This window comes from Pseudaeromonas paramecii, from assembly GCF_039540575.1.
GTDB lineage: Bacteria > Pseudomonadota > Gammaproteobacteria > Enterobacterales > Aeromonadaceae > Pseudaeromonas > Pseudaeromonas paramecii.
In genome coordinates this window covers 75,291-91,113 of the sequence record NZ_BAABFC010000003.1, presented here as the reverse complement: position 1 = coordinate 91,113, position 15,823 = coordinate 75,291, and the positions used below count along the sequence as shown (strand labels likewise).

Annotated in this window: 11 protein-coding genes and 4 tRNA genes; 6 read left to right on the top strand and 9 right to left on the bottom strand. The window is 64.1% G+C overall.

The annotated features are described in order from the left end of the window. Positions 1-22 precede the first annotated feature (22 nt). Entirely contained in the window at positions 23-706 is a 684-nt protein-coding gene (locus ABD847_RS03020; RefSeq protein ID WP_345009911.1) for an EAL domain-containing protein, read from the bottom strand. Positions 707-844: 138 nt separating this feature from the next. Here ABD847_RS03020 and tcdA point away from each other — a divergent pair, with 138 nt between their 5' ends. Then, positions 845-1,651: a tRNA cyclic N6-threonylcarbamoyladenosine(37) synthase TcdA gene (gene tcdA, locus ABD847_RS03015; protein WP_345010166.1), complete on the top strand. Its 807-nt coding sequence runs from the start codon at positions 845-847 to the stop codon at positions 1,649-1,651. 19 nt (positions 1,652-1,670) lie between these two features. Here tcdA and ABD847_RS03010 read toward each other — a convergent pair whose 3' ends face one another. The 3 genes from ABD847_RS03010 to ABD847_RS03000 all read right to left on the bottom strand — a co-directional run bounded on the left by ABD847_RS03010 (position 1,671) and on the right by ABD847_RS03000 (position 3,903). After that, positions 1,671-2,117, bottom strand: a complete 447-nt coding sequence (locus ABD847_RS03010) for a SufE family protein (RefSeq protein WP_345009908.1) — start codon at positions 2,115-2,117, stop codon at positions 1,671-1,673. Further along, positions 2,117-3,334, bottom strand: a complete 1,218-nt coding sequence (locus ABD847_RS03005; protein WP_345009906.1) for an aminotransferase class V-fold PLP-dependent enzyme — start codon at positions 3,332-3,334, stop codon at positions 2,117-2,119. The genes ABD847_RS03010 and ABD847_RS03005 overlap by 1 nt, the downstream gene beginning before the upstream one ends. 68 nt (positions 3,335-3,402) lie before the next feature. Next, positions 3,403-3,903 (bottom strand): hypothetical protein, encoded by a 501-nt coding sequence (locus tag ABD847_RS03000; protein WP_345009904.1) that lies wholly within the window; start codon positions 3,901-3,903, stop codon positions 3,403-3,405. Between the two features lie 165 nt (positions 3,904-4,068). Here ABD847_RS03000 and rep point away from each other — a divergent pair, with 165 nt between their 5' ends. Beyond that, positions 4,069-6,093, top strand: a complete 2,025-nt coding sequence (gene rep, locus ABD847_RS02995) for a DNA helicase Rep (protein WP_345009902.1) — start codon at positions 4,069-4,071, stop codon at positions 6,091-6,093. On the opposite strand, the gene ABD847_RS02990 is transcribed toward rep, so the two are convergent. The 4 genes from ABD847_RS02990 to ABD847_RS02975 form a co-directional block, all read right to left on the bottom strand. Continuing rightward, positions 6,094-8,382 carry a putative bifunctional diguanylate cyclase/phosphodiesterase gene (locus ABD847_RS02990; RefSeq protein WP_345009900.1) on the bottom strand — a complete coding sequence of 763 codons (2,289 nt, stop codon included), beginning with the start codon at positions 8,380-8,382 and terminating at the stop codon, positions 6,094-6,096. It abuts the gene before it with no gap. 155 nt (positions 8,383-8,537) lie between these two features. Next, positions 8,538-9,353 carry an undecaprenyl-diphosphate phosphatase gene (locus ABD847_RS02985; protein WP_345009898.1) on the bottom strand — a complete coding sequence of 272 codons (816 nt, stop codon included), beginning with the start codon at positions 9,351-9,353 and terminating at the stop codon, positions 8,538-8,540. 120 nt (positions 9,354-9,473) lie between these two features. After that, positions 9,474-12,545, bottom strand: a complete 3,072-nt coding sequence (locus ABD847_RS02980) for a multidrug efflux RND transporter permease subunit (RefSeq protein ID WP_345009896.1) — start codon at positions 12,543-12,545, stop codon at positions 9,474-9,476. A gap of 12 nt (positions 12,546-12,557) precedes the next feature. Beyond that, complete coding sequence (locus ABD847_RS02975) at positions 12,558-13,679, bottom strand: efflux RND transporter periplasmic adaptor subunit (protein ID WP_345009894.1); 1,122 nt, start codon at positions 13,677-13,679, stop codon at positions 12,558-12,560. Positions 13,680-14,256: 577 nt separating this feature from the next. Here ABD847_RS02975 and ABD847_RS02970 point away from each other — a divergent pair. The 4 genes from ABD847_RS02970 to ABD847_RS02955 all read left to right on the top strand — a co-directional run bounded on the left by ABD847_RS02970 (position 14,257) and on the right by ABD847_RS02955 (position 14,700). Beyond that, positions 14,257-14,333 (top strand) — tRNA-Arg (locus ABD847_RS02970). 53 nt (positions 14,334-14,386) lie between these two features. Further along, positions 14,387-14,462, top strand: a tRNA-His gene (locus ABD847_RS02965). A gap of 57 nt (positions 14,463-14,519) precedes the next feature. After that, positions 14,520-14,605 (top strand) — tRNA-Leu (locus ABD847_RS02960). A gap of 18 nt (positions 14,606-14,623) precedes the next feature. Then, positions 14,624-14,700 (top strand) — tRNA-Pro (locus ABD847_RS02955). Positions 14,701-14,853: 153 nt separating this feature from the next. Here ABD847_RS02955 and ABD847_RS02950 read toward each other — a convergent pair. Next, positions 14,854-15,822: a hypothetical protein gene (locus ABD847_RS02950; protein WP_345009892.1), complete on the bottom strand. Its 969-nt coding sequence runs from the start codon at positions 15,820-15,822 to the stop codon at positions 14,854-14,856. Between the last annotated feature and the right edge of the window lies 1 nt (position 15,823).

Here is a 15,823-nt window from a genome sequence, read left to right as displayed (position 1 = left end):
GGGCATGATTCGGTCAGCGGACCTAAAAACGGGAGAGCTCGGGCTCCAGCGGCACTGACTCGCGCACCGCATAGCCTTGCAGGTAGTCGGCCCCCAGCTCGGTGAGGGTCAGCAGCTGCTGTTCACTCTCCACCCGATAGGCCAGCAGCGGCAGATCCCGGGTGTGGGCCTCCTCCAGCCAGTGTTCCCATAGGGCGCGCGGTGTGCGTCTCACATCCATGCGCAGCAGCTGGAAGGGCAACAGCTGGCTGCAGGGGTTTTCCATGTCCTCCACATCCAGGGCGAACTGGATGCCGGCATCGTGCAGCAGGGCCATGGCCTTGCGCAGGTGCGGCATGTCGGTGGTCTTGTCCAGCTCCAGCAGATCCAGCAGCAGCTGGTGGGGGCCCAGCTGATCCGCCATGGCGATGAGCTGGTGACGCACCTCGTCCAGCAGCAGGGAGTTGGCAAACAGGTTGAGATTCCAGCACCCCTCCAGGTTGTGGAAGGGGATGAGCTCGGCGGCCTGCTGACAGACATCCAGATCCAGGTCGGGACGCAAGTCCAGGTGGCGGACGATTTTCAGCAGGGCGGCGGGGGATTCGAAGTGCTTGAAGCGCAGCAAGATCTCGTGACCGAACAGGCCGCCCTGTTGGTCGAGGATGGGCTGGGCGATGAAGCGCAGCTCCGTTTTGTTGAGGATGGCAGGCAGCCCGAGATGCATCATGGTTACCAGATGGTTCCTTCTCACCTATCTGAGTTGAGTGTAATGCACCAAGGCAAAAATGGCCGGGAGCGGGATCGGCTTGGCGGCCTGGGGACGGCTGCTATAATGTGACCCCTTTTGCGTTCTCATCAAGCCATCATGACCCCCGACTACCTGCAACGCTTCGGCGGCATCGCCCGCCTCTATGGCCAGCCGGCCCTCAGCCAGTTCGCTGCCGCCCACGTCTGTGTGGTGGGCATCGGCGGCGTGGGCTCCTGGGCGGTGGAAGCCCTGGCCCGTTCCGGCATCGGGGCCCTCACCCTCATCGATCTGGATGATGTCTGCATCACCAACAGCAACCGTCAGCTGCATGCCCTGCAGTCCACGGTGGGCGAGCTGAAGGTGGAGGTGATGGCGGCGCGGGTGCGCGAGATCAACCCGGACTGCCGGGTGACGATTGTGGATGACTTCGTCACCGCCGATAACCTGGCCGAGTACATTCACGACGGCTTTGACTATGTGGTGGACGCCATCGACAGCCTCAAGGCCAAGGTGGCGCTCGTCGCCTACTGCAAGCGGCGCAAGCTGCCCATCATAGTGGCCGGCGGGGCCGGCGGTCAGCTGGATCCCACCCTGGTGCAGGTGGCGGACCTGGCCCGCACCACCATGGATCCCCTGGCATCCAAGGTGCGGGCGGATCTGCGCCGGCTGCACGGCTTCACCCGGGAGCCCAACCGCAAGTTCGGCGTGGAGTGCGTCTACTCCACCGAGCAGCTGCGCTACCCCGACGGCGCCGGCGGTGTCTGCCATGCCAAGGCCGCCAGCGACGGCAACCTCAAGATGGACTGTGCCTCGGGCTTTGGCGCCGTCTCCGTGGTCACCGGCACCTTCGGCCTGGTGGCCGCCTCCCGGGTGCTCACCAAGATCGCCGAGCGCGGTGCCCGGGCCCTGCGGCAGCCTGCCTAGGTTTGCCCCACTTTCCGGTTTAGGCCACCTGGTTGCGGATGGCCTCCACCATGGCCCGCAGGCCATTGCCCCGGGAGGGGCTCAGGTGCTTGGCCAGCTGCAGCGTCTCGAAGTAGCCGGCCATGTCGGTGGCCAGAATGGCCTCGGTGCGCTGGTGATTGAGGGCCGCCAGCACCACCGCCAGCAGGCCGCGCACGATGCGGGCCTGGCTGTCGGCGGCGAAGTGCCAGACCCCAGCCTCATCCTGATGGCTCAGCAGCCAGACCTGGCTCTCGCAGCCGGGCAGTTCCTGCTCCTCACCGCGCCATTCCGGCGGCACAGCCGGCAACTGTTTGCCCAGCTGGATCAGGGCGCGGTAGCGCTCCTCCCAGGCCCCTTGCCCCAGGGCGGCGATCACCGTCGCTGCATCCAGGCCGCCGTCCCCCAGGGGATGCCGGGTGAGAAAACTAATCTGCGCAGCATCCATCAGAAAAACTCCGGTAAGCGGGCCAGGGCCGCCAGGGTGGCGGCGATCTCCTCGCGGGTGTTGTACAGGGCGGGGGCGAAGCGCAGGGTGCCGTCCAGCCCCAGGGCCTCCATCAGCGGCATGGCACAGTGGTGCCCCACCCGGCAGGCGATGCCCATCTGATCCAGCAGCTCGCCGGCATCCTGGGGATGCCAGTCGTCGAAGGTGACCGACACCACCCCCACCTGCTCACTTGGGCGGCCGATCCGGCGCACGAAGGGCAGGGCATCCAGGCCATCACACAGCTGGGCGAGCAGATCCGCCTCGTGTTGGCGCCAGCCGTCGGGCAGATTGGTCAGAAAGTCCAGCGCCGCCGCCAGGCCGATGGCCTCGGCGATGGGCGGGGTGCCGGCCTCGAAGCGAAATGGCGGCGCGTTGAAGCGGGTGCCGGCAAAGCTCACCTTGCGGATCATCTCGCCGCCGCCCTGCCAGGGCGGCATCTGCTCCAGTAGATCATGACGGCCATAGAGCACGCCGATGCCGGTGGGGCCGTAGAGCTTGTGGCCCGAAAAAGCATAGAAGTCGCAGCCCAGGGCCTGCACATCCACCGGCAGGTGGCCCGCCGCCTGGGCGCCGTCCACCAGGGTCAGGGCGCCCTCCGATTTGGCGGCGGCGATCAGCCGGGCCAAGGGGGTGACGGTGCCCAGCACGTTGGAGACCTGGCTGACGGCCAGCAATCGGGTGCGTGGGCTCAGCAGGGCCAGGGCGGCCGCCAGGTCCAGCTCGCCGGTCGTTGTGAGGGGGATGACCTTGATCTGCACTCCCTGCCGCTGGGCCAGCAGCTGCCAGGGCACTATGTTGGCGTGGTGCTCCAGGGTGGAGAGCAGGATTTCGTCGCCGGGCCCCAGGCTGGCGCCCCAGCTGTTGGCCACCAGGTTGATGGCCTCAGTGGTGCCCCGGGTCCAGATGATCTCCTCGGGCCGGGCGGCATTCACAAAACGCGCCACCGTGCCGCGGGCCGCCTCGAAGGCTTCGGTGGCCCGGGCGCTCAGGGTATGGGCGGCGCGGTGGACGTTGGCGTTGTCCCGGCGGTAGAAGGCGTCCATGGCCGTCAGCACCGCCAGCGGCTTATGACTGGTGGCGGCATTGTCCAGGTAGATCAGGGGGCGGCCATTAACGCTCTGGTGCAGGGCGGGGAACTGCGCCCGCAGGGCCGGTACATCGAAATGGGCGGACATGGGTCTCTCCTGTGCAGGCCGTTATGATCGGCAAAAGGACACAGGAAGGCAAATCCGCGCCAGATCGGTCAGGCCGGGACGGCCTGGAAGGAGTGAGGTGCCGGTTGGTGGGCCAGATAGGCGGCGATGGGGCCGTGACGGGGCTTGCGTCCCGGCGGCTCCTCCGGTGGCTGATCCAGCTTCTGCTGGGCATCGTCCAGGGCACTGTTCAGCTCACCCAATTTCTGCTGCAGGCTGGCTTGCTCCTGCTGGGCCTGGGGATCTTCGTCCTGCTCCAGGGCGTTGAGCTGCTGCTGTACCTCGTCCAGTTCTGCCTCCAGGGAGGAGACGGTCTGCTGCAGCTCCTCCTTGTCGTGGCGGGGCGGCGGCGGTGGCGGCGGATCATCCCGCAGCCGCGCCAGTCCCTCCTCGGAGAGGGTGACGGTATCGGCCCCGGGGGGCGGTGGCGGCAGGCTGTCGTCGGCAGTCGGCGTGATCAGGCTGTCATCGTTGGCCGATGTCGGCACGCTGGCCGTGCTGCTGGCGGTGGCGCTGTTGGCATAGAGACTGGCGGTGTCGAGGCGCAACATGGATGGACTCCCGAGGCTGGCATGGCACCATCATGGGTAGTTTTTTATCCAGCGCGGAGTCGTTTTACCCAGCTTTTCCCGGCTTTACGCCGGCTAACGCGGCGGTGCGACGCCGGTTTTTTGCTACAATCCCCCGCCTGAATCTTTGGTGTGGAGCGACGTCGGATGAAATTAAATCCTCGGCAGATGGAGGCGGTGGAATATGTCTCCGGGCCCTGTCTGGTGCTGGCGGGGGCCGGGTCGGGCAAGACCCGGGTCATCACCACCAAGATTGCCTACTTGATCAAGCAATGCGGCTACCAGGCCCGCCACATCTGCGCCGTGACCTTCACCAACAAGGCGGCCAAGGAGATGAAGGAGCGGGTGGGCCAGACCCTGGATCGCAAGCTGCTGCGCGGCCTCATGGTCTCCACCTTTCACTCCCTGGGGCTGGATATCATCCGCAAGGAGCATCAGACCCTCAAGCTCAAGGCCAACTTCACCCTGTTCGACGATCAGGATCAGATGGCCCTGCTCAAGGAGCTGACCGAGACGGAGCTGCAGGGGGACAAGGAGCAGCTGAACCAGCTGCTCGGTGCCATCTCCAACTGGAAGAACGATCTGGTGCTGCCGGGGGCGGCCCTGGCACGCGCCCGGGATGCCGAGGAACAGAAGCTGGCGCTGCTCTACGAGCGCTACCAGCGGCAGATGACCGCCTACAACGCCCTGGACTTTGACGACCTCATCCTGATGCCCACCCTGCTGCTGCGCACCAACGAGGCGGTGCGGCTGCGCTGGCAGAGCAAGATCCGCTACCTGCTGGTGGACGAGTATCAGGACACCAACACCAGTCAGTACGAGCTGGTGAAGCTGCTGGTGGGGGAGCGTTCACGCTTCACCGTGGTGGGGGATGACGACCAGTCCATCTACTCCTGGCGCGGGGCCCGGCCGCAGAACCTGGTGCTGCTGCAGCAGGACTTCCCCAGCCTGCGGGTGATCAAGCTGGAGCAGAACTACCGTTCCAAGGGCCGCATCCTGAAGTGCGCCAACATCCTCATCGCCAACAACCCCCATGTGTTCGACAAGCAGCTGTTCTCCGAGCTGGACTACGGCGAGCCGGTGCGGGTGCTGTATGCCAAGAACGAGGAGCACGAGGCGGAACGGGTGGCGGCGGAGATCATGGGCCACCGCTTTATGAACCGCACCCGCTGGGGGGATTACGCCATCCTCTATCGCGGCAATCACCAGTCGCGGCTGCTGGAAAAGGTGCTGATGCAAAACCGCATCCCGTACCGCATCAGCGGCGGCACCTCCTTCTTCGCCCGCAGCGAGATCAAGGACATCATGGCCTACCTGCGGCTCTTGGTGAATCCGGACGACGACAACGCCTTCCTGCGGGTGGTGAACCTGCCCAAGCGGGAGATAGGCCCCACCACCCTGGAGAAGCTGGGCCACTACGCCAACGAGCGGGCCAAGAGCCTGTTTGCCGCCAGCTTCGAGCTGGGGCTGGAGCAGCACCTGTCCGGCCGCGGCCTGACGGCACTGCGCCACTTCTGTGACTGGCTGGTGCGGCTGGGGGACAATGCCAGCCGGGGCAATGCCCTAGAGGCGGTGCGGGATCTGATCCGCGACATCCACTACGAGGAGTGGCTGTACGAGACTTCGCCCAGCCCGCGGGCGGCGGAGATGCGCATGCAGAACGTCTCTACCCTGTACCGCTGGATCGGCGACATGCTGGAGGGGGACGCCAAGGCCGACGAGCCCCCCATGACGCTGCCGGAGGTGGTGGGTCGCCTGACCCTGCGGGACATGCTGGAGCGCAACGAGGAAGAGGGCGAGCTGGATCAGGTGCAGCTGATGACGCTGCACGCCTCCAAGGGGCTGGAGTTTCCCTATGTGTTTCTCATCGGCATGGAGGAGGGGCTGCTGCCCCACCAGAGCAGCATCGACGAGGACAATGTGGACGAGGAACGGCGGCTGGCCTATGTGGGCATCACCCGGGCCCAGACCGAGCTGACCTTCATCCTGTGCAAGGAGCGCCGTCAGTTCGGCGAGTCGGTGCGGCCCGAGCCCAGCCGCTTCCTGCTGGAGCTGCCGCAGCATGATCTGCACTGGGAGGGCACGGAGCGCAAGGTGACCGCCGAGGAGCGCCAGCACAAGGGCCAGCAGGGCATCGCCAACCTGCGCGCCATGTTCAACAAGGACAAGTAACTAGAGGCCGCGGGGGCCCGGCATCAGCAGGGCCAGCACGGCATCGGCGGGCATGGGCAGAGAGAGCTTGTAGCCCTGACCCAGCTCGCAGCCCAGCTCCAGCAGCATCGCCTGCTGCTGGGGGGTCTCCACCCCTTCGATGATCACCCCCATGCCCAGGTCGCGGCCCAGATCCCGTATGGTGCGGATCAGGGTGCGATCCCGCGGCGACTTGTCGAGCCGGTGGGTGAAGCTGTCATCCACCTTGATGTAGTCCACCGGGTAATGAAACAGGGCGTTGAGGGAGCTGTAGCCGGTGCCGAAGTCATCCACCGCGATCTCGATGCCCTTGGCCCGCAGCTCGTGCAGCAGCCCCAGGGTGCGGCTGTCTAGCCGCACCAGATCCCGTTCGCGGAATTCGAAGATCAGCCGCCGCGCCGACACCTGCTGGTCGTTGATGATGGCCAGCAGGGCCTCGATGCGTTCCCGCGCCAGCAGGTGCTTGCCGGAGAGGTTCACCGCCAGCCGCAGGCCGTGACGCTCGGGCAGGCGGGCCAGCCAGCCGTGCAGCAGGCCGCAGACATGGCGCAGTATCAAGCGGTCGATCTCCAGGATCAGGCCGCTCTGCTCCGCCAGGGGCACAAACTCCACCGCGTCCTTGAGCTCCCCCTCCTGGGTCAACCAGCGGGCCAGCACCTCCACGCTGTGGACCTCGCCGTCGGCCAGGTAATGGATGGGCTGAAAGTAGGGCAGGATGCGCTGATCCTGCAGTGCCTGCACCAGGGCCTGTTCCGGCGAGGGGCGCTCGGTGACGTCACACAACTCCGAATAGAAGACCGCATGGCCCTGATTGCTGCGCTTGGCCTGAAACAGCGCCATGTCCGCCTGGTGCAGCATCTGGCCAGCATCCTTGATCTCCGGCGAGACGGTGGCCACTCCCATGTTGGCGCGGATCTGCAGCGGGGTCTCGTTGAGCAGCAGCGGATCCTGCAACCGGTCCAGGATGCGGCTGATCACCGGGGTGATGGTCTCGGTGTGGAAGGCGTAATCCAGCAGCAGCACGAACTCGTCGCCACTGAGCCGCGCCACCAGATCGTTCTGCCGCACCGACTCTTGCAGCAGGCGGGCCATGGTCTTGAGCAGAAGATCCCCCATGCCCTCGCCGTACTCCTGATTCACCTGGCGCAGGGAGACCAGATCCAGCAGCAGCACGGCAAAGCCGTCATCCGGGTAGCGATGGTAGTGGTGCAACGCCTGCTGCAGGTGATGCAGGAACAGGCTGCGGTTGCCCAGGCCGGTGAGGGGATCCCGCTGGGCATCCTCCAGCAGCTGGCGCTCCAGCTCATCCCGCTGGCGCAGCTGCTTGAGCAGCAGATGGTTGTGCCGGCGCAGCTGTTGCTGGGGATCCTGGCCCTCCATCAGGCGGCGGCTGCGATCCAGCCGCTGGCGCAGCTGCATCAGCTCCAGCAGGCCGCCCAGCTGCTCGGTCACCAGGGTGAGCAGTAGCTTGTCTTCCTGGGTCAGGGGGCGCTGGTTGCACAGCAACAGGGTGGCGGCATGGCTGCGGTGGACAAACAGCGGCAGCCCATACCAATGGTGCAGGCCCAACTCGTATTCGGCGAAGCCCGACTTGCTGGCCCAGGTCTGCAGCTGCTCCAGGGGCAAGGCCGGTTGGCTGGGATAGAGCAGCCGAAACTGGTGATTGTCCCGCTGCAGCACCTGCAGGCTCTGGGTGCCCATCCAGTAACGCAGGCTGGACTCGAATTGTGCGCACAGTTGGGTCGGCGGCAGGCTCTGGGCCAGGCGCATCAGGCGGATGAAGCTCTCCATCTTCTCTTGCCACTGGGGCACCCGGTGCAGCAAGGGGGAGCGGCACAGCTCCAGCCGACGGCTGGCCTGCTGGTGGGAGAAGTTGAGGGCCAGGCTCTCCAGCAGCAGCTGCAGCAGGGGTTGTTGCTGGGGTTGGGTGAGGGCCAGGATGCGGCGTATCTCGCCCTGACCCACTTCCACCTGGCACCAGCCGGAGGTGTGGCTCATCTGGGCCAGATGCCGGGTCAGACCCAGCTCGTCGGCCACCTCGCCATCCTGCCAGGGGGGAGGCCAGCCCAGGGGGGAGAACAGCTGCAGGTGGCTGCCCTCACCGTAGAGGATGCCGAAGCGCTGCAGATCACACAGCTGTGCCATGGCGTCACGCAGGGCGTCCAACCGGTCAGGGTGCGCCAAATCCGGCAGGGGTGCCTGCTGCAGCTGACGGATCAATTGCCCGAAGGCATGTTGGTTGGCGGGGGACAGCCAGGATGTGGCAACCATGGAACCTTCCTTCGGGTGTCTTGCCTCTAGTGTAGCCGCTTCTGCCAAGGCATAGCGGCCATCGCAAGCCGACCTGATGTCGGAGATACACCCGAGGTTGCCGCTTGGTGCGGCCACCTCGTCAGGAGGGCCCGGCGTTGCCGGGCCGCAGGCGCTTAGGCTGCGCCCAGTTGCAGCATGCCGGTGGTGCTCAGCGCCAGGATGGCGATGCCCACCAGGATGCGGTAGACGGCAAAGCCGCGGAAGCTGTGCTTGCTGACGTAGCGCAGCAGCCAGCCGATGGCCAGCAGGCTGACGATGAAGGAGGTGAACAGGCCGATGCTGATATTCAGCAGGCCATGGTCACTGACCCCATCCAGATCCTTCATCAGGGAGTAGAGGCTGGCCGCCCCCAGGGTGGGGATGGAGAGGAAGAAGCTGAAGCCGGTGGCCGTGGGTCGATCCAGGCCGGTGAGCATGCCGCCCATGATGGTGGAGGCGCTGCGGCTGACGCCGGGGATCAGGGCGAACAGCTGGGCCAGGCCTATGGTCAGAGCCTGCTTGGGGGTGACGTGCTCCAGCTTGGTGGTGGCCACCGCCGGCTGGGGACGGCCTTCGATCCACCACATCACCATGCCGCCGACGATCAGGCTCACCGCCACCGTCACGGCATTGAACAGGTAGTGGGTGATGTAGCTGTGCAGCGCCAGACCGACGAAGGCGGCGGGCAGGAAGGCGAGGATGACCCCCATCCAGAAGCGACGCACCTCGGCATCGTCTTTTACCTGGCGCGCCTGTTGCCACAGGGTCTGGAAGTAGAACCAGAGCACCGCCAGCACGCCACCCAGCTGGATGACGATCTCGAAGGTGTCACTGCCCTTAAACTGCAGCAGTTCCTGGGTGACGATCAGGTGCCCTGTACTGGAGACGGGCAGGAATTCCGTGATGCCCTCGACGATGCCGAGGATGACGCTATTGAGGATGTCGGACATGGCTGGTTCCAGTTGGGTAGATAGGTATGCCAGCCGAATTATGCATGAGAGCGCGGTCACATAGCGAGCATTGCATGATGACAGAAAAGAAACCGGCCAGACGAGCTGGCCGGTGTGTCATCAATGGTGGCCGCCGGCCTTGGGCGGTATGGTTTCGTCGAATACCTCCAGGGGCTGGTGGCGCTCCGCCAGATAGGTGTAGATCACCGGCAGCACGAACAGGGTGAACAGGGTACCGATGGACAGCCCGGCAACGATGACGAGACCGATGCCGAAACGGCTGATGGCCCCGGCACCCTGGGCGCCCATCAGGGGGATCAGACCTGCCACCATGGCGGCCGTGGTCATCAGGATGGGGCGCAGACGGACGGTGGCCGCCAGCTTCACCGCTTCCATGCGATCCAGGCCCTGCTTGAGCTGCTCCTCCTTGGCCACCTCACAGATCAGGATGCCGTGCTTGGTAATCAAGCCGACCAGGGTGATGAGACCCACCTGGGTGTAGATGTTCATGGTGGCTAGGCCCCAGGCCATGGCGATCAGGGCGCCACAGATGGCCAGTGGCACAGACACCAGGATCACCAGGGGATCCCGGATGCTTTCAAATTGGGAAGCCAGCACCAGGAAGATGACGAACAGCGCCAGGGCGAAGGTGGCAAACAGGGCGTTGCCTTCGGTGACGAACTGCCGTGATTCCCCCAGGTAGTCATGCTGGTAACCCGCCGGCAGACTGGGCACCACCTCGTCTTCAAAGAATTTCACCGCCGAGCCCATGGGCTCGATGGCCATGATGGCGATGGTGGCGGCGTTCTGCTGGTTGAGCTTGGGCAGGGCCCGCAACTCGGTGACCAGATCGATATCCACCAGGTTGGCCAGCGGCACGCTGCGACCGTCCGCCGCCCGCACATAGTAGCGTTTGATGGATTCTGGGTTCAGGCGGTACTTGCGCTCCACCTGGGGGATCACCTCGTAGCTGCGACCATCCAGATCCACCCGGTTGACGTAGCCGTCACTCATCATGGTGCCCATGGCCACGCCGATATCCTGCATGGTGATGCCGTAGGCGCCGGCCTTGTCCCGATTGACCCGGATACGCATGGTGGCGGAGTCGAAGGTCAGATCCAGCTCCGAATAGACGAACGCCGGATGGGCCTTCACCTTCTCCATCACATCCATGGCCACCTGGAACAGGCTTTCGAAGTTGTTGGGGGTGGTGATGACAAACTGCAGCGGCAGACCGCCGCCGGCACCGGGCAACTCGGGGAACTGGAAGGTACTGACGGTCACCGCCGGCATGTCCTGCATGCTGGCATTGGTGCGGTGGAGCACCGTCTTGATGTCTTCCCGCTCGCTCCAGGGTTTGAGCACGGCGATGCCCATGCCCTGGTTGGAGTTGGGGACACCGGCAAACGCCAGGCTGGTGGCCATGGCCGGATCCTGCTTCAGCTTATCCCCAATCTCACGCATGTTGTTCTGGATGTAGTCCAGGTTGGCGGTGTTGGGGGCCCGGGCCATCATCATGTAGGCGCCCTTGTCTTCAGACGGCGCCAGCTCGGAGGGGATCAGCTTGAACAGCACCGGCAGGGACAAGAAGACGATGATGCCGAACACGATGAACACCGGGCGGCGGGTCATCACCTTGTCCAGGGCGTTGCGGTAGGCCTCGGTCAGCCGGCCCAGGGTATTCTCCACCCCACGCTCGAAGGCGTTGGGGTTGCTGTGGGCCTTGAGCATCTTGGAGCACATCATGGGCGACAGGGTCAGGGCCACCACCCCGGAGACGAACACCGACCCCGCCAGGGTCAGGGCGAACTCCTTGAACAGCGAGCCGGTCACCCCGCCCATCAAGGCGATGGGGGCGTAGACCGCCGCCAGCGTGATGGTCATGGAGATGACCGGCAGCGCAATCTCCCGGGTGCCTATGATGGCGGCGCGGAAGGGGTCCTCCCCGGCCTTGATGTGTCGATCCACGTTTTCCACCACCACGATGGCGTCATCCACCACCAGGCCGATGGCCAGTACCATGGCCAGCAGGGTCATCAGGTTGATGGTGAAGCCGAACAGCTGCATCAACATCACCACCCCGATGAGGGACAGCGGTATGGTGATGACGGGGATCACCACGGCCCGCAGGGAGCCGAGGAACAGGGTGATCACCACCAGCACGATGAGGCCGGCTTCGACTATGGTCTTCACCACCTCATCGATGGACTCGTTGATGGCATCGGTGGAGTCATACAAGAGTTCCATCTTGATGGTGGAGGGCAGGTTGCGCTGCAGCTCCGGCATCATGTCCCGCACCAGGGCTGCGATGTCCAGCGGGTTGGCGGAGGGGGAGGGATCCAGGCCGATGACCACCGCATCCTTGCCGTCGGCCATGGCGCGGTAAGTGTCGTGGTTCTTCTCCAGGCTGACCTTGGCGATGTCCCGCAGGCGGATCACGGCGCCGTCACGGCTGGCCACCACCAGGCTTTCCAGATCGGCCACGTTGTCCACCTGGGTCTTGGCGTCGGCGTTGTACAGCATGAAGTAGCCGGTGGCCTGACCTGGGGCAGACTGGAAGTTGTTGGCCTTGAGCACCGAGATCACCTCGGAGGCGGTGAGGTTATAGGCCGCCATGCGATCCGGATCCAGCCAGATGCGCAGGGCAAACTCGGTACCGCCATACAGGTTGACCTTGGCCACCCCGGGCACGGTGAACAGCTGGGGCTTCACCACCCGCTCCAGGTAGTCGGTGATCTGGGAGCCGTTCAATTCCTCACTGGAGAAGGAGATATACATGATGGAGGTGCTGGAGCCGGTGGACATGTCCAGACTCGGGTCCTCCGCCTCCTGGGGCAGCTGGGAGCGCACCGAATTCACCTTGGCCAGTATGTCGGACAGGGCGCCGTTCGGGTCGGTGTTGAGCTTCATGTTCACCGTGATGGTGGAGCGGCCCAACTGGCTGCTGGAGGTCATGTAGTCGATGTTGTCCGCCTGGGCGATGGCCTGCTCCAGGGGCTGGGTGATGAAGCCCTGGATCAGGTTGGCACTGGCGCCGTAATAGCTGGTGGTCACCGTGATCACCGTATTGGTGATCTTGGGATATTCCCGCACCTGCATCCCCTTCAGCGCCTGCAGACCGAGCAGTACGATCAGCAGACTGATGGAGATGGCCAGGATGGGGCGGCGTATGAAGGTATCGGTAAATTTCATGGCCGGCTCCGCTTACAGCATGGGGGTAGTGGCGGGAACGTCCAGGGTCTTGTCCTCCACCAACTTGGCCTGACTGCCGTTGGACAGTCGGATCTGGCCGCTGGTGACCACCAGATCGCCAGGCTTGAGCCCGCTGATGACATGGGCGTCGTTGCCGGCCCGCTCGCCCACCTTGACCACCACCTGCTTGGCGATCTTCACCGGCTCGCCTTGGGCTGTCTTGCCGTCTTCCAGCACAAACACGGTTTCACCGTACAGGGTGAAGTTGATGGCGTTTTGCGGCAGCACCACCTGATCCGTCAGCACCGGCAGCAGCACCTGTACCTTGGCGAACATGCCGGAGCGCAGCAGGTTGTGGGTATTGGGGATGGCGGCCTGTACCTCCACCACACCGGACTGGGCGTTGACCGCCGGCTCGATGGCGCTGATTTGGCCCTTGAAGGGCTGGTTGGGGTAGGCGTCCACGAAGATGTTGAGGGACTGGCCCACACTCACCTTGGAGATGTCGGTCTGGGGAATGGTGAAACGGATCTTCATCAGGCTGGTATCTTCCAGCCGCACTATGTCGGTACCGGACTTGAGGTATTCCCCCAGATAGACGTTCCGGATCCCTACCTGACCGGCGAAGGGGGCCGAGATGGTCAGTCTGTCTATGGTGGCTTGCAGCGATTCGATCTGGCCGGCCAGTGCCAGGTATTCGGCCTCGGCGTCATCCAGGTTGCCCTTGGCCACCGAGCCCTTGGCATAGAGGCTGCGCATCCGCTCCAGATTGGCCTTGGTGGCCGGCATGCGGCCCTGAGCAGCCTTCAGGTTGGCCTTCTCGACGGCGGTATCCAGCTCGATCAGCTTCTGACCCGCCTTCACCTGTTGGCCGGATTCGAAGCGGATGCCCACCACCTTGCCATCGGATTGGTTGCTCAGGGTCACCCCCTGATTCGGCTCGATAAAGCCGATGGCATCGATGATGGGGTGCCATTCGGATGCCTTGACCTGCAGGGCGGTGACCGGGAAGGTGGGCGCCGGCTGGTTGGCCATTTCGTCCATCTTGCCCTTGATGTTGATGATGTTGTAGCCGATGACGCTGCCAAAGATCAGCAGGGCGATCACCAGCATGATGGCCATCCATTTTTTCATTACTGTCTCCCGATATAGATTGTTTTGAGCTAGCGTGTCGCGCCAGTGTGCATGGCGTCCGCTGCGGTTTATTGGCGGCCGGTGCCGGCAAATCAGCGTCATCCAGGAAAAAAAGCCGGCCGAACGCGGTGACTGTTCAGAGCCCTGGCGGGCAGGGCATCTGGTGTTCGTATGTATCCCGAGCCTGTCTCTGTCGTTCTCAAGGGTAATGGGGTGCCTAATTCCATGCTCGAGACGTCTGTCTCTGTGTCAAGGTACCCTGCCCAACCAGGTGAGGTGGGATAAACCAGGAGTGGCTTCGGCCATTTTCCCTGCTGCATCATAGGGAGCAAAAGCCTAACCAAATCCTAATCGTGGCACAGGATTAGCCTTTACCTTGCCTTACATAGTGGTGCAATTCTAGTCATCTTGCTCTGCGGTTCCAAGCGTAGCTGTACCCAGATTGGTGACGGTTTCACATCGGCTTGAACAGTTTGCCGCCCATCTGTGACAAATTTGTCCAGTCGGTGGTTTTTTTGCTAAAAAGACTAGACAAGGCAGAGGTCGGCCCTTAGTATCTGCCCCCGTCCGACGACGAGCGCCCGTAGCTCAGCTGGATAGAGCGCTGCCCTCCGGAGGCAGAGGCCACAGGTTCGAATCCTGTCGGGCGCGCCATTTTTGGCGAGACCATGAATGGTCAGTGAGTTTCGGGCAATCAGACAGCAATGGTGGCTGTAGCTCAGTTGGTAGAGTCCAGGATTGTGATTCCTGTTGTCGTGGGTTCGAGCCCCATCAGCCACCCCAAATTCAGACGGCGGTCGTTCTGGCCGAAGTCAACAAGTTCAAAGAGATATCACCCGTGCGAGGGTGGCGGAATTGGTAGACGCGCTAGCTTCAGGTGTTAGTGTCCCACGGACGTGAGGGTTCAAGTCCCTCCTCTCGCACCACTCTCTTGCTCAAACCCCCGGTGATTAGCGCAGTCCGGTAGCGCATCTGGTTTGGGACCAGAGGGTCAGAGGTTCGAATCCTCTATCACCGACCATTTATAAACCCCTGCCTTATGGCGGGGGTTTTTGTTTTCTGCATTACTCTTGTCCCACCGATCTCGTCACAGACGCCCCTGCGCCAATGGGCCTGTTCCCTTGCTGGCAGCGATTTTTTGAGTCGGTGGAGTCCGTTTCCTGGCACAACCGCCTCAAGGACGATCGGGGCGCGCCAGCTGCCGACGCAGCCAGTCGAGCCAGTGCTGCGGGTCATCCCGTTGGCAGGGCGCTTGCGGCAGCAGCTCGGCCTCTTCGCTCAGGGGCATCAGCCGATGAATGGCCGGGTGCTTGGGTGCGGCCACCAGCAGCAGGGGATGGGTACTGATGGGCTCGCCCAGGCTGATGGCCTGCTGCAGCTGGCTCAGGGCGTCCGCCTGGCCGGTGCGGGCGCCCAAGCGCAGGCGCAGCAATGCTGAAGGGTGCGAAAAGTCCGCCGGGCACAACAGCAGGGTGGCGGCAAACGCATCCTGGGCCAGCAGGGCATTGAGGGCCAACGGCTGGCTCCAGCCCCGCGCCACCAGCAGCTGGGGGAGTTTGCTATCCTGTTCGCGCAGCGCCTGGCTGGCGGCCAGCACCAGATCCGGCTGACCATCCAGATCCAGCTCCTTGGCCGCGCCATTGCCCGGCAGATCCAGACTCAGCAGACCCCAGCCTTCCGCCTGTGCCGCCTGGCGCCAGGACTCCGCCTCCAGCCCGCTCAGATCTTCGTCGCCCAGCAGTAGCAGCCAGGCGGTGGGGGCCTGGGGTGGCAGATGCAACAGTGCCTCAACCCGTTTACCTTGCACCACCAACGGCAGCAGGCTGGTTTTCCAGCCCAGCGCCTGGGCGGCCGCCAGATAATAGGCCGCGGCATTGGCGTAGTGCTGATTGTCGGTCGGGGTGCGGCGGTTGGGGTGGGCGGCCAGCAGGCTCAGGCCGCTGGCTTGGCGCAGCAGGGTTCCCCGGGCTTGGCCACTGGCCGTCTGGGCGGCGTCATAGGCCTGTCTGGCTTGGTCGGCCCATTGGCCCTGCTGGATCTGTTTCGCGGTGAGGCCGAAGGCGGTCTGCCAATGGGCCATATCGGGGGCGGCCTGGGCCAGGGTGCTCACCAGGGCCAGGGTGAGCAGGGAAGGGGATCGCATG